Source organism: Rhodococcus sp. P-2 (genome assembly GCF_016598535.1).
Taxonomy (GTDB): Bacteria; Actinomycetota; Actinomycetes; order Mycobacteriales; family Mycobacteriaceae; genus Rhodococcus_F; species Rhodococcus_F baikonurensis.
In genome coordinates this window covers 5,955,233-5,968,536 of sequence record NZ_CP066779.1, presented here as the reverse complement: position 1 = coordinate 5,968,536, position 13,304 = coordinate 5,955,233, and the positions used below count along the sequence as shown (strand labels likewise).

Sequence of the window (13,304 nt, the reverse complement as noted above, 5' to 3'; positions counted from 1 at the left end):
TTCCGATCAGTTCATCGTGGGGATGACGAAGTGGTTGGTCTCTTCCTTCTTGCCGGAAGGCCAGCGCTGCGTCACGGTCTTGGTCTTGGTGTAGAAGCGGAAGGAGTCGGGACCGTGCTGGTTCAGGTCACCGAATCCGGAGCGCTTCCAGCCACCGAAGGTGTGGTAGGCGATCGGGACCGGGATCGGCACGTTGACGCCGACCATGCCGACGTTGACGCGAGCGGTGAAGTCACGTGCGGTGTCGCCGTCGCGGGTGAAGATGGAGACACCGTTGCCGTACTCGTGTTCGGTCGGAAGACGCAGCGCCTCTTCGTAATCGGCAGCGCGGACCACCTGAAGGACGGGTCCGAAGATCTCTTCCTTGTAGATGCGCATGTCCGAGGTGACGTTGTCGAACAGGGTTGCGCCGGCGAAGAATCCGCCTTCATGGCCTTCGAGAGTGAAGCCGCGGCCGTCGACGACTGCCGTTGCGCCCTCGTCGATGCCGATCTGCACGTAGTTGTTGACGCGGTCGAGGGCATCCTGGCAAACGAGCGGACCGAAATCGACACCTTCGTCGTCACTGCGACCGATCTTGAGCTTCGCGACGCGCTCCTTCAGCTTCGCGACAAGAGCGTCCGCGGTCTCCTCGCCGACGGGAACGGCAACCGAGATGGCCATGCAACGCTCACCGGCACTGCCGTAGCCTGCACCGATCAGTGCGTCGGCAACCTCGTCGAGGTCGGCGTCCGGCATGACGATCGCGTGGTTCTTGGCGCCACCGAAGCACTGTGCACGCTTGCCGTGAGCTGCGGCGGTCTCGTAGATGTACTGGGCGATCGGCGTGGAGCCGACGAATCCGACGGCCTTGATGCGATCGTCGGTGAGCAGGACGTCGACAACTTCCTTGTCACCGTTGACGACGTTGAACACACCCGCGGGCAGGCCGGCTTCGAGGAACAGTTCAGCCAGGCGCAGCGGGACGGAGGGGTCACGCTCGGAGGGCTTGAGGATGAAGGCGTTACCGGCAGCGAGGGCGGGGCCGGCCTTCCACAGCGGGATCATCGCCGGGAAGTTGAATGGCGTGATGCCGGCGACGACGCCGAGCGGCTGACGCATGGAGTACACGTCGATGCCGGTGCCGGCACTCTCGGTGAATTCGCCCTTGAGCAGGTGCGGAGCGCCGACGGCGAATTCGATGACCTCGAGGCCACGCTGAATGTCACCCTTGGCGTCGGCAACGGTCTTGCCGTGCTCGGACGAAAGGAGGCGCGCCAGAGAATCCATCTCGGCCTGAGCGAGCTGGAGGAACTTCATCAGCACACGGGCGCGCTTCTGCGGGTTGAACGCCGCCCACACCAGCTGCGCCTCTTCGGCATTGGCGATGATGGCTTCGGTCTCGGCCTTGCTCGCGAGGGGGACGCGGGCCTGCACCTTGCCGGTGTTGGGATCGAACACGTCCGCAAATCGATCAGATGTCCCGGGAACACGCTTGCCACCGACGAAGTGCGTCAACTCGTGAACCGTCGCATTTTCAACCATTGTGCTAACCCGTTCCTTGCTCGTATGGACCACCCAGGAGGCAGCAGTGAATATGTCTACCATCCTATAGTTGGATGTCCATGTATGTCTAGAGCCGAACGGCCGTGAGTGGTTAAGGAGTCCCAGGGCTCTCTAAGCACTCACAGCGCGGAGCGCTGACGCCGCATCCTGCGCGACGTCGGCATCGGTGACGTCGTAGCCATCCGATCCCCCGCCAGGGCCGCCGGACACCGCGACGACCTTGCGTGCCGAGAGATGCACCGCATCGACGCCGACGGCAGCGATTGCCGGGATGTCGTCGACGGTGATTCCGCCACCGGCCATGATCTGGATCCGGCCCGCGGCATGTTCGACCATTCGACCGATCTCGTCGAGACCCTCACTGCAGGTATCCGCACCCCCGGACGTCAGCACGCGGGTCACGCCCAACTCGATCAGTTCGTCCAGCGCGGTCAGACGGTCGGCCACCACGTCCATCGCACGATGTACCGTCACCTCGACCCGCGCACGGTCCATGCATCCGATGATGCGACGCAGCACGACGGTGTCGATCGTATTGTCTTCTGTCAGTGCGCCGATCACGATGCCGGAAGCTCCTCCGGCCACGGCAGCACGTACGTCGTGCTCCATCACCCACACTTCGTCGGGTGAGAACACGAAACCTCCGGCGCGCGGACGAATCAGCGGGTGAACCGCGATCCCCACTTCCGACGCAGCCTCGATCACTCCGATGCTGGGCGTCAATCCCCCCGTCGGGCCGAGTGCCGCACACAACTCGACTCGAGTCGCTCCTACCGAACGCGCGATCCTCGCCCCCCGCACGTCCTGCACAGCCAGCTCCAGAACCGTCATGTCAGAAGGACTGCCACGACGGCTTGTGTTCGAGCGCATACCGGTAGTAGTCGGCAAGTTTGAGCGAGCTGGCCGCAGCTTCGTCGATGACGACGGTGACATGGCGATGCAATTGCATGACCGAGGCCGGGCAGAACGCAGACAACGGACCTTCGACGGCGGCGGCGATCGCATCGGCCTTCCCTTCGCCGGTCGCGATCATCACCAGATGCCGTGCATCGCTGATGGTTCCGAGCCCTTGGGTGAGCACGTGGTGTGGGACGTCGTCCACACCGTCGAAGAAGCGTGCGTTGTCGATCCGGGTCTGCTCGGTCAGCGTCTTCACGCGGGTTCTCGAGGTCAACGACGATCCGGGCTCGTTGAAGCCGATGTGGCCGTCGGTACCGATGCCGAGCAACTGCACGTCCACTCCCCCGGCCGCCGCGATGCTCTGGTCGTACCGGGCGATCTCCTGCTCCGGGCACGGCGCTTCACCGTTGGGGCTGGACACCATCGCCGGATCCAGGTTGACGTGATCGACGAACTCCGCCCGAATCACCGAGTAGTACGACTGCGGATGGCGTTTCGGCAATCCGAGGTACTCGTCGAGCAGGAATGCCCGGGCCAGCGAGAAGTCGAGTTCGGCGTCGCGATGCCGCGCTGCCAATTCACGATAGGTTCCGATCGGCGACGACCCCGTTGCAAGCCCAAGCGTCGTCGCCCCGGCTCTGACATATCCTTCGACGATGTCCGCGACGGTCGAGTCGACCTCCGCGGGTGTCGGCTGAATTACGATTTCCATGATTGTTCCTTTCCGGCGGCTTTTCCGCCGAGTAGTACACGCCCCAGGCGCAATTGACGATCGGTGACCAGGATGTCGGCTCGGCAGCCCACGGCCAGCGTTCCGATCAGGTCGCCAAGCCCCAGCAACCGCGCTGGGCTCCGAGTTGCCGCTGCAACAGCGTCTTCCATCGCAACCCCGCCGTCGAAGACGGTGCTGCGCAGTACGTCGAGCAGCCTCGCGGTCCCTCCTGCGATCGCGCCGGCCGAGCCGTCGATTGTCGCGAGCCGTGCGACTCCCCCGTGAACCGTGACGTCGAGGGCACCGAGTTGGTAGTCGCCGTCGTCCATTCCGGCAGCGGCCATGGAATCACTGACCAAGGCGATCTGGTCCGGTCCGACAGCGTCGAAGACCATCGACACGGTCTCGGGTGCAAGATGCACACCGTCAGCTATCAGTTCCACCACCATCTCGCCTCTCGCGGCAGCCGCCAGGCACGCTGCGACGGGCCCCGGTGATCGATGGTGCAGCGGCGGCATCCCGTTGAAAAGGTGGGTCGCGCTGATCTGACCGGCCCAATCCCCCTGCACTGCAGCACCGATGCGCGCCGACGTCGTTGCCGCATCCGCATCCGTGTGACCGAAACTCGGCACGATGTTGCGATGACGCATGATCGCGAGCAACTCTTCGAAGTTCTCGGTCTCGGGCGCCAGAGTCATGGACCGGACGGTCCCCCGTGCGGCGTCACACACGGCTTCGAGCAGAATCGGATCGCCGGGAATGATCGCCGCCGGATCCTGGGCACCGCAGCGGACGCCGTTGATGAACGGCCCCTCGAGGTGAATACCCAGAAGTTCTCCGCGTTCGACCAGATCGGCGAGCATCGTTGCTTGTCGCACCAGATCTGCGCGCGGCGCGGAAACAAGGCTGGCCAACATCCCGGTCGTGCCGTGCTCGCAATGGTGCGCCGCCGCGCGACTCGCTCCCTCGGCGTCGGTGTTCGGGAAACCGGCACCCGCTGCGCCGTGACTGTGTACATCGATCAGCCCAGGCATGATCACAGCGTCGGTCCGATCCGGAATAGCCACGACCGGTGCGGACGCCACGTAGTCCGCAGCCGAGCCGACCCAGCTGATCTTCTCGCCGTCCACGACGACAACCCCGTCGTGAATCTTCCCGATCGGAGAGCCGATCACCGTTCCCCGCAACACGATCGGATCGCCTACAGCGCCCGAGCCTGGCGTACTCATACGGACTCGCGGATCCGGGCGACGGCCGCTCTACCCTCGATCGGGTTTCGCGCGCCCCGTGCCGCCGCGGCCATGTCCTTGCACACCGCCAGGTCGAGAGAGGCCAGTTGCGCGCGAACGGCACCCAACGCGGGGACCGACATCGACAGGCTCGTGATGCCCAAACCGACCAGAACCGGCGCCAACAGCGGATCCGACGCGGATTCACCGCACACACCGACAGGTTTCCCGGCGTCGGCGCCTGCCTGACCGACCATCGCGATCAGATCGAGGACCGCCGGTTGCCACGGATCGAGTAATTGCGCCAAGCTCCCGGCCATACGATCCACCGCGCAGGTGTACTGGCTCAGATCATTGGTGCCGATACTGACGAAATCGAGATGCTCCAGGAGGTCCCTCGCCCGCAAAGCTGCGGCCGGAATCTCGATCATCGCCCCCACCTTGCCGATCCCCCGCGAACGCGCAAGTTCTGCAAAGTCTTTCGCTTCGTCGGCCGTGGCCACCATCGGCGCCATGACCCACAACTCGGCGCCAGACGTGTTTCCTGCGGCAGCAAGAGCGTCGAGCTGACTGATGAGCGTGTCGGGATAGACCGTGCCGACACGGAGCCCGCGGATACCAAGGGCCGGGTTCTCCTCGACCCCGAGATCGAGAAACGGCAACGGCTTGTCCGAACCCGAATCGAGAGTGCGGACCACTACCTTCTCGCCGGCGAAGTGCCCGAGCACCGACGCGTATGTCTGTGCTTGCTCCTCCACCGAAGGTGCGTCGTGGCGCCCGAGGTACGAGAATTCCGTACGGAACAATCCGACGCCCTCACAGTCGGCCGCCCCGGCCCGCGCAGCGTCCTCGAGGGTTCCGATGTTGGCCGACAACCTCACCGCGAACCCGTCACGCGTGCGTCCTGGGCCGTGTGCCGAAGCCGACTGCTCTGCCACGAACGATGCTTCGAGGACAGCGCGCTCACGCATTTCTGCCGAGGGATCGATGGTGACCGTCCCGGTGGTGCCGTCGAGGATGAGGAGTTTGCCCTGCGTCAGCTGATCGGTTCCCGAGCAGTTGACCACGGCCGGGATTCCGAGCGACTTCGCCAAGATCGCCGTATGGCTGGTCGGACCTCCTTCCGAAGTCAACAGTCCGACCACGTCACTGTTGCCCAGCGTCGCTGTATCCGCCGGCGCGAGGTCGCGCGCCACCAGGATGTACGGGTAACCGGGGGTGGGGATTCCGGGCATCGGCTCCCCTCGAAGAACGGCCACGGCTCGCTGCCCGAGATCGCGCAGATCGGTTGCCCGTTCGGCCATGTACCCGCCGAGCGCCGTGAGCTTTTCGCAGAATGCGTCGAAGGCAACTGCGACGGCGTGCGCGGTCGGCAGCCCGGATTCCAGGTTCGTCTTGGCCGCCTTCACGATGCCCGCATCGCGCGCCATCGCAGCCGACGTCGTCAGAATCTCCGCGGAGACGCCCTCGACTGTCTTTGCACGCGAGAGCAGTTCCTCCGCGACGGCGTCCAGCGCCTCACGGATCCTGATCAGCTCCGCCTCGGGACTGCCCGTGATCGGGTCCGACGCCGAGGTCGGCTCAGGCGTGGAGAATCGCAACCACGGCGCACAGACCGAACCCGCGCTCACTCCGATACCCGCGATGCGGTTGTCCACACTCGCCGTCATCAGGCTTCGTCCAGTTCGGATGCGAGAAGCTCGGCGAGCGAATCGAGCGCAGCATCGGCGCCGTCACCGTCGGCACGCAAGGTCACCGAATCCCCGAATGCGGCACCGAGAGTCATGACAGACAACATGCTGGAGGCATCGACGGGTTCGCCGTCGCCGAGCGCAATGGTGACGTCGGCCGGTAGATCGGCTGCGGCGCGCGCGAAGAGCGCTGCGGGTCGTGCGTGGAGTCCGACGCGGGATCCGATTGTCGTGGTTGCGATCGCCATGTTCAGCGTCCTTCCAGTTCCTTGTCGAGCTTGTTTTCCAGTTCGGCGACGAGCGGGGCGTCGGTGCGACTGTCACCTTCGGCAGCCAGCGCCAGTTCGGCCTCGAGCAGCGCGGGGTCGGGCTCACCTGCGGCCACCTCGACCTCTTCTTCTCGTCCCGGCGTGCGCAGATTCCACTTCTTGATGACGAAGCTGAAAAGGAAGTAGTAGATCACGGCGTAGCCGAGTCCGATCGGGATCAACATCCATGCGTTGGTTGCCTTGCCGAAGTTCAACACGTAGTCGAAGAAGCCTGCGGAGAACGTGAATCCGTCGTGAATCCCCAGCGCATTGACCAAGGCCATCGACGTTCCGGTCAGGAGCGAGTGGATGACGTACAGGGGCCACGCGACGAACATGAAGGAGAATTCGAGCGGCTCGGTGATACCGGTGAGGAAGGCGGTCAGGCCGGTGGAGAGCATGATGCCGCCGACGAGCTTCTTCTGAGAAGGCTTGGCGTTGCGCCAGATTGCGAAGGCCGCAGCGGGGAGGGCGAACATCATGATCGGGAAGAAGCCGGTCATGAACGTACCGGCGGAGGGGTCACCGGCGAAGAACCGGTTGAGGTCACCGCGAACGATCTGACCGCTCGCGTCCTGGTAGTCGCCGATCAGGAACCACACGGCGGAGTTCAAGATGTGGTGCAAGCCGGTGGGGATCAGGAGACGGTTCGCTGCGCCGTAAATGCCGCCGCCCACAACGGTATTGGAAGCAACTGCTTCACCGACCCAGTTGAGGCCGGAGTTGAACAAGGGGTACACGAATGCCATCAGGACACCGACGACAAGACCGGTGATCGCTGTCAGAATGGGAACGAGCCTGCGCCCGTTGAAGAATCCGAGATAATCGGGAAGTTTTGTTCGATAGAATCGCTGCCACAAGATCGCCGACAGCAAGCCCATCACGATGCCGGCGAGCACACCGTAGTTGATCAGGGATTGATCCCCGTTCGGGTCCGTCTTCCCTTCGAGGACGATCGGCGACATCGCCTTGAACACACCGTCGATCACCATGTAGCCGACGACGGCGGCCAAGGCAGTCGAGCCGTCGGCCTTCTTGGCCCAGCCGATCGCGATACCGACCGCGAAGATCAGCGGCAGCCACGTGAAGACTGCTTGTCCTGCCGCAGAGATCACTGCCGCAGCGCTGTGCATCGAACTGAATCGCCCGAGCAGATCGTCCTGGCCGAGGCGGAGCAAGATTCCCGCAGCCGGCAGAACGGCGATCGGAAGCATCAAGCTTCGGCCGAGGCGTTGAACCCCGGCGAACACTTTCGATTCCTTCTTCGGGGTGTCTTCGAGAGTCATCAAGGACCTTCTTCGTTCGCCGGGCCGCGTCGCGATCGGCCGCTGGTTCTGGAAATTCGGGTGTCGTACACGTGCAGGTTTCGTGAAAATGCAGGTCACGGTTCTTGCTCGCAAGTGAGGGCAAAACCGTTTTGTCGAAACTGTTGTGGAGCCGGACTTCCAACGGGTACTGTCCGGTCATAACCAGTTGTAGTTTTACCTGGTGGAGGCGAGTTGTCAACACCCAAATGTGACATACGTAACCGGGATAGCCTTGACCAGCAACTAGTCAGCCCACCTGTACGACCGTTCAACGATCACGACCAACCCGACAATCAGGAGCAGCAAATGTCGAAAGCGGAAGCAATCATCAAGGGCCTCGGCGGCGCAGAGAACATCGTCGAGATCGAGGCTTGCATCACCCGCCTGCGTACCGAGGTCAAGGACGGAGCGAAGGTGAACGAGTCCGCTCTCAAGGCTGCCGGCGCACACGGCGTACTCAAGGCCGGAACGGTTGTCCAGGTCATCGTCGGGCCCGAGGCCGACACCCTTGCCGAGGACATCGAGGACATCCTGTGACGGTCGTCCTCGCCCCGCTGCCCGGCCGGGTCGTCGCACTTGCCGACGTACCGGACCCGGTGTTCGCTCAGCAGATGGTCGGCTCGGGCGTCGCGATCGAACCCGCTCGCGGTCAGGGCCCGCTCACGGTCGTGGCGCCGATCAGCGGGAAGATCCTGAAACTTCACCCTCACGCATTTGTGATCTTCGGCGAGAAGGCCACGGGCGTGCTGGTCCACATCGGCATCGACACGGTCAAACTCGAAGGCGACGGATTCACCCTCATCGCCGCCGAGGGTGACACCGTCAATGCCGGTGATCCCGTCGTCAGCTTCGATCCAGCGCACATCGACACGACCGGTTACTCGGCGATCTGCCCGGTAGTCGTGATGGATTCCAAACCGGACACCGTCGAATCCCCTTCCGTCGGTGGAGACGTCGCCACCGGCGACACTCTGTTCGACTGGTCGGCGTAACACAAAGGGCGGGCACACCGGAAGGTGTGCCCGCCCTTTCGTTCCGAACGATGGCTACTGGTCGCCGCGTGTCTTGGGCCGCGCTTGGCCCTGGACTTCCATCTGCAACTGGTAGCGGTCGGATCGGTACCAACTACGAGTGTGCTCGACCGGTGCGATCTCGCTGAACGACACTCGATCGAAGTACAGAACCGGGGCGCCTTTACGAGTACCGAGGAGAGTCGCGATCTCCGTACTCGCACCGTCTGCACTGACCGTCTGTTCGGCCCGATCGATCGGCTTGTCGTACTTGTCGGCGGTCGCTCGGTAGATCGAACCCGTCAAGTCCATGTCGAGTAGACCCGGCAACAGTTCGGGATTGAACCAGCCGTCGTCCACACTCACGGGCTCGCCGTCGGCGAGGCGCAAGCGCTTGACGTGGTAACCGTCGGAACCCGGTCGCATATTCAGTGCGGCAGCAGTGCTTTCGGGGACCGGCCCCTGCTCGCTGACCAGGACCACTGTCGTGGGGTGATGCCCCTGGGCGCGCATTTCCTCGGTGAAGGATGCAAGGTGCAGCTTGGACTGGACGGCACGGTGCGCAACGAAGGTGCCCTTGCCACGCACGCGAACGAGGTGTCCGTCATTTACCAGTTGTCCGATGGCCTCGCGAACGGTGATCCGACTGACGCCGTAGTCCTGCATCAGGTTTCGCTCACTGGTCATCAAGTCGCCAGGCTGGAGTTCTTGGGTGCACTTGCGCAGGAGAATGGTGCGCAACTGTTCGTGTTTGGGTATTGCGCTGTCGCGCAAATGAACGGGCATCACAGCGACTGTCCCTCCGAGAAATGAATAGCCGTCTATTCGCCGACGATAAGGATATGAAATCGCAGGCAGGTCCCGACCGGACCGGTCCAATTAACGATACTGGAATTCACGACAGGAAACTAGCACCAGTCCGGAGTTGTCCGATTTCAACCGTCCAACCGTCGGTAGATGGACCGTATTTCGTCCAAGGCGACGTTCTGCTGAGCCATGTCCAATCCCAGTGCCGCAACCGCCTCGCGCAACCGCCGGATATCCAGATCGTCGATCGCCGCACGAAAAGGCACCTTCGGTAGCGCCGGCAGGGCAGCCGCGATTCCGAACCAATTCTCGACGTCCACCGCAACGGTCGACTCGTCTTCCACTCCCCCGATCAACTGCTCCAGGTCGACCCCGCGAAGTCTCAGCAACCTCAGCGGATCGGTGTCGATCCGCTCGGCGGTCAAGAACGCCACGGCCGCAGCGTGTTTGCACGGCCAACCGACATCGGGGCAGGTGCAGTCGAAGCGAAAAGCCGACGGGCCGTCCGGTATCAGTTGGGCGGCAAGCATGTCCGGGACAGTGCCGGACACCAGTGCGGCAAGGCTTCCCGGCACGCGGCGGATCTTGGTGATGATGTCGTCGATATCCGATTGATCGAGGGTGTCGATCGACAGCGTGGAAACGAACGGCTGAAGTTGGCTGCCCTGAACCTCGGCCGTCACCACTCCCGGTTCGATGTCGAGCGCCAAGACCTGACCCGAACGCGCATACGTACGCCCACGCGTGACGCGAGGTTTGTCGCCGATCTCTTCGACGACGCGGACAAAAGCCTTGCCCCAGAACGTCCTCCCGAACGCTGGACGAGGCTTGACCGGCGCGGGTGCCCGCCGCCGAGGCCCGGTGTACTCGCTGAAATCGGGACCCTTACCGCGCGGACTCATTCGCCCACCGCGTCGTCGCCGAGTCGCAACAACTCGTCCAATTGCTCGACGCTCATCTCCGTCACCCAGTTCTCACCGGTCCCGACTGCAAGTTCGGCGAGTTCACTTTTACTCGCGATCATCGTGTCGATTCGCTCTTCCAAGGTTCCGACGCACACCATCTTGCGGACCTGCACGTTCTTTCTCTGACCGATGCGGAAGACACGGTCCGTCGCCTGGTTCTCCACCGCGGGGTTCCACCATCTGTCGAGGTGAACCACATGGTTGGCCGCTGTGAGATTCAGGCCCGTGCCGCCGGCCTTGAGCGAGAGCACCATGATGGGCGGGCCGCCTTCACCTTGGAACGCCTCGACCATGGCGTCGCGCCCGGCTTTCGACACTCCGCCGTGGAGGAACGGAACTTCGGTGGTGAACCGGTCTGCCAGGTACGGCACCACCAGCTCGCCGAACTCACGAAACTGTGTGAACAACAGAACCTTCTCGTCGTCGCCGGTGACCGACTCGACGATGTCCTCGACCAGTCCGAGCTTTCCCGAACGGTGTTGCCCGCGTCGCATCACCGGCGATCCGTCGCGCAGGAAGTGCGCCGGATGATTGCATACCTGTTTGAGTTTGGTCAGCGCAGACAGGACGGCGCCCTTGCGCTTCATACCTTCCGTCCCCTTGATCTGCGCCATCATCTCGTCCACCACCGCGCGGTACAACGCGGCCTGTTCCTCACTGAGATTCGCTCGAACCGTCATCTCCAACTTCTCCGGGAGATCCGCGATCACGGCGGGATCGGTCTTCACGCGCCGCAGCACAAAGGGGGACGTGACGGCGCGCAGTCGCGAGACGGCAAGTTGATCCTTTTCCCGCTCGATCGGTACGACGAACCGTTTGCGGAACATCTGCTCCGAGCCGAGTACACCGCGATTGGCAAAATCGAGGATGGACCGCAACTCGTCCAGTCGGTTCTCCACCGGCGTTCCGGTCAGAGCAACGCGATGATCCGCGGGGATGCTGCGAGCAGCTCTCGCCTGAGATGTCTTGGCGTTCTTGATGTGTTGAGCCTCGTCGAGCACTACGCGCCGCCAGTCGAGTTCCTTGAGGGCCGCGACGTCGCGGGTCATGAGCGCGTAGGTGGTGATCACCAGATCACTCTCACGAACAGCGTGTTCAAGCTCCGCCCCGGTAGCGCGGTCCGAACCGTGATGAACGTAGACGCGCAGGCTCGGCACAAATCGCGCCGCTTCACGCTGCCAGTTTCCCACGACCGACATCGGACACACCAAAAGTGTTGCCGTCTTGGACTTCTCGTGGGCAAGTAATGCCAACAATTGCAGCGTCTTCCCCAGCCCCATGTCGTCGGCCAAAACCGCGCCGAGACCGAGTGCACTCATGTAGGCCAACCAGTCGAGACCGCGTCGTTGATACGGACGCAAGGTCGCGTTGACCGTCGACGGCACCGCGACCTGCCGCGGGGCCACCGACTGGTCGAGCAGTGCGGATGCCCATCCGGTCGCCTTCACTTCCTCGACCGGTAGGTCTTTGAGGTCGTCGGCTATCAAGTCCTTGATCAAATCGACAATCGCTCGATCCCCGCTCGAATGCCGCTGACTGACAAAACGAGCCGCGCGGGCCAGTACGTCTTTGTCTGCCTGCACCCACTCGCCGCGCAACTGGACCAGATCGGACTTCGCGTCGACGAGTCGGGTCATTTCCTCGGCGGTGAGCACCTTGTCTCCGAGCGCCAATTCCCAATCGTATTCCAGCAATTGATCCATACCGACCGTGCGATTCTCCGCAACGATCGGAGACGACGCCGAGGTCACCCGCACACGCAGCGAAGGAGACACCACGTTCCAGGCGCGGGGAAGCAGCAGCGTGATTCCCCGCTCTCGCAAGACAATCGCGCCGTGTCCGACCAGGTCCATCACGACCGGCGTGGGCAGCAACAGATCGAGACTGTCTTCGTCGCGCGGCACGTCGCGAAAACGTGGGTACGCCTTGATCGCCTCTTCGAGCTTCCGACTGCCGAGCTGGATGCGTTTAGGGTCGGCCCGGTGCAGTCGAACACGCTCGGGCGCTTCGCCTTCGGGACGCAGGCACACCTGCAGACGCCACAGCGCATCGTCGTCCGGATCGGAATTGTCGTCGAGTTCCGGCTCGATCAGCCGCAGAACCAGGTCCGGCTCTCCGGCGGTGAACGTGGATCCCCATTCGGCGAGTCCCTCGGCCGCTCGTACCGACACGTCGTCGAAAGGGTCCCCGGACAACACGGCCTGCCAGAGCGAGGTCTGCATCACCGGCACCGAGCCACCGAGAACACGGCGGACGATCGGGTCCGTGAGTTCGTTGGTGATGTCTTCGATCATCGCCCTCGGCGAGCCGACGGCCCGCTGTACCGGTGGCATGGCCACGACCAGTTCACCGATCCACGCGCGCTGGCGTTCCCCCACCGACAACTGCCAGCGTGGCCACCAACTTCCTTCGGCCCGCGTCAGCGCCGGCACCACCCGCCCGGCACGAACCCAACGGTCGATTCCTCGCGCCACGTGCACGAGAAAATGCAGGTCGCCCGCGATTCGCTGGTCATCAGCCTTGAACCGCAACAGGAGATCGACCGCGTCCGGCGGTGCCAACGCAACGGCTGCGTACTCACTCTGCAAAGGCCCGCCAGGCACAGGCGGCATGGGGACGTTGACACGATGACGGAACTTGCGGTGCAGGACAGCACTGACCGGATCACGGGGATCGTCGGTCCCGGCACCGTCGTGCCCGTCGACCCACAGTTTGAGCCCCGATCCCGGTGACCAGAGTCCATGCAGCATCCGACCATCCAATCAGGTGCCACCGACACCGCTGTTCGTCACCACCCTTCCGGACCGCCCTTCCGGCATGCCGGGGCAAT

The 13,304-nt window shown here is 63.4% G+C and carries 12 protein-coding genes; 2 read left to right on the top strand and 10 right to left on the bottom strand.

The features are described 5' to 3' along the window. Positions 1 to 6 precede the first annotated feature (6 nt). The 7 genes from I7X09_RS27795 to I7X09_RS27765 form a co-directional block, all read right to left on the bottom strand. The gene (locus I7X09_RS27795) at positions 7 to 1,524 is read right to left on the bottom strand and encodes a CoA-acylating methylmalonate-semialdehyde dehydrogenase (protein ID WP_095971576.1); all 1,518 of its coding nucleotides are present in this window, start codon (positions 1,522 to 1,524) and stop codon (positions 7 to 9) included. Between the two features lie 132 nt (positions 1,525 to 1,656). Beyond that, positions 1,657 to 2,376, bottom strand: coding sequence for a copper homeostasis protein CutC (locus I7X09_RS27790; protein WP_166812963.1), 720 nt, complete (start codon positions 2,374 to 2,376; stop codon positions 1,657 to 1,659). A 1-nt stretch (position 2,377) separates the two neighbouring features. Continuing rightward, the gene (gene nagB, locus I7X09_RS27785) at positions 2,378 to 3,157 is read right to left on the bottom strand and encodes a glucosamine-6-phosphate deaminase (RefSeq protein ID WP_200314724.1); all 780 of its coding nucleotides are present in this window, start codon (positions 3,155 to 3,157) and stop codon (positions 2,378 to 2,380) included. Then, positions 3,145 to 4,386, bottom strand: a complete 1,242-nt coding sequence (locus tag I7X09_RS27780) for an N-acetylglucosamine-6-phosphate deacetylase (protein ID WP_200314722.1) — start codon at positions 4,384 to 4,386, stop codon at positions 3,145 to 3,147. The genes nagB and I7X09_RS27780 overlap by 13 nt, the downstream gene beginning before the upstream one ends. Beyond that, on the bottom strand, positions 4,383 to 6,056 hold the full coding sequence (gene ptsP / locus I7X09_RS27775) for a phosphoenolpyruvate--protein phosphotransferase (protein WP_200314714.1): 1,674 nt from the start codon (positions 6,054 to 6,056) through the stop codon (positions 4,383 to 4,385). Before ptsP ends, I7X09_RS27780 begins: the two co-directional genes overlap by 4 nt. Then, complete coding sequence (locus tag I7X09_RS27770) at positions 6,056 to 6,325, bottom strand: HPr family phosphocarrier protein (protein ID WP_200314712.1); 270 nt, start codon at positions 6,323 to 6,325, stop codon at positions 6,056 to 6,058. The genes ptsP and I7X09_RS27770 overlap by 1 nt, the downstream gene beginning before the upstream one ends. A 2-nt stretch (positions 6,326 to 6,327) precedes the next feature. Continuing rightward, positions 6,328 to 7,671 carry a PTS transporter subunit EIIC gene (locus tag I7X09_RS27765; protein WP_003941307.1) on the bottom strand — a complete coding sequence of 448 codons (1,344 nt, stop codon included), beginning with the start codon at positions 7,669 to 7,671 and terminating at the stop codon, positions 6,328 to 6,330. Between the two features lie 327 nt (positions 7,672 to 7,998). On the opposite strand from I7X09_RS27765, the gene I7X09_RS27760 reads away from it, so the two are divergent. Together I7X09_RS27760 and I7X09_RS27755 are read left to right on the top strand one after the other, a co-directional pair. Then, positions 7,999 to 8,229 carry a glucose PTS transporter subunit EIIB gene (locus I7X09_RS27760; protein WP_003941324.1) on the top strand — a complete coding sequence of 77 codons (231 nt, stop codon included), beginning with the start codon at positions 7,999 to 8,001 and terminating at the stop codon, positions 8,227 to 8,229. After that, a complete protein-coding gene (locus tag I7X09_RS27755) occupies positions 8,226 to 8,684 on the top strand; it encodes a PTS sugar transporter subunit IIA (RefSeq protein ID WP_003941386.1) in 459 nt (152 codons plus the stop codon). The genes I7X09_RS27760 and I7X09_RS27755 overlap by 4 nt, the downstream gene beginning before the upstream one ends. Positions 8,685 to 8,738: 54 nt before the next feature. Here the strand turns inward: I7X09_RS27755 and I7X09_RS27750 are convergent, their stop codons facing one another. From I7X09_RS27750 to I7X09_RS27740, 3 genes are all read right to left on the bottom strand, one after another. Then, positions 8,739 to 9,488: a GntR family transcriptional regulator gene (locus tag I7X09_RS27750; protein ID WP_095971570.1), complete on the bottom strand. Its 750-nt coding sequence runs from the start codon at positions 9,486 to 9,488 to the stop codon at positions 8,739 to 8,741. 149 nt (positions 9,489 to 9,637) lie between these two features. Then, complete coding sequence (locus tag I7X09_RS27745) at positions 9,638 to 10,411, bottom strand: SWIM zinc finger family protein (RefSeq protein WP_124569491.1); 774 nt, start codon at positions 10,409 to 10,411, stop codon at positions 9,638 to 9,640. Then, entirely contained in the window at positions 10,408 to 13,224 is a 2,817-nt protein-coding gene (locus I7X09_RS27740) for a DEAD/DEAH box helicase (protein WP_200314710.1), read from the bottom strand. The genes I7X09_RS27745 and I7X09_RS27740 overlap by 4 nt, the downstream gene beginning before the upstream one ends. Positions 13,225 to 13,304 lie beyond the last annotated feature (80 nt).

Excerpts from the sequence above, each read along its gene's own strand:
- I7X09_RS27745 (WP_124569491.1), bottom strand. The coding sequence starts at position 10,411 with ATGAGTCCGCGCGGTAAGGGTCCCGATTTCAGCGAGTACACCGGGCCT.
- I7X09_RS27795 (WP_095971576.1), bottom strand. The coding sequence starts at position 1,524 with ATGGTTGAAAATGCGACGGTTCACGAGTTGACGCACTTCGTCGGTGGC.
- I7X09_RS27740 (WP_200314710.1), bottom strand. The coding sequence starts at position 13,224 with ATGCTGCATGGACTCTGGTCACCGGGATCGGGGCTCAAACTGTGGGTC.
- I7X09_RS27750 (WP_095971570.1), bottom strand. The coding sequence starts at position 9,488 with ATGCCCGTTCATTTGCGCGACAGCGCAATACCCAAACACGAACAGTTG.
- I7X09_RS27770 (WP_200314712.1), bottom strand. The coding sequence starts at position 6,325 with ATGGCGATCGCAACCACGACAATCGGATCCCGCGTCGGACTCCACGCA.
- ptsP (WP_200314714.1), bottom strand. The coding sequence starts at position 6,056 with ATGACGGCGAGTGTGGACAACCGCATCGCGGGTATCGGAGTGAGCGCG.
- I7X09_RS27790 (WP_166812963.1), bottom strand. The coding sequence starts at position 2,376 with ATGACGGTTCTGGAGCTGGCTGTGCAGGACGTGCGGGGGGCGAGGATC.
- I7X09_RS27780 (WP_200314722.1), bottom strand. The coding sequence starts at position 4,386 with ATGAGTACGCCAGGCTCGGGCGCTGTAGGCGATCCGATCGTGTTGCGG.
- I7X09_RS27765 (WP_003941307.1), bottom strand. The coding sequence starts at position 7,671 with ATGACTCTCGAAGACACCCCGAAGAAGGAATCGAAAGTGTTCGCCGGG.
- I7X09_RS27760 (WP_003941324.1), top strand. The coding sequence starts at position 7,999 with ATGTCGAAAGCGGAAGCAATCATCAAGGGCCTCGGCGGCGCAGAGAAC.
- nagB (WP_200314724.1), bottom strand. The coding sequence starts at position 3,157 with ATGGAAATCGTAATTCAGCCGACACCCGCGGAGGTCGACTCGACCGTC.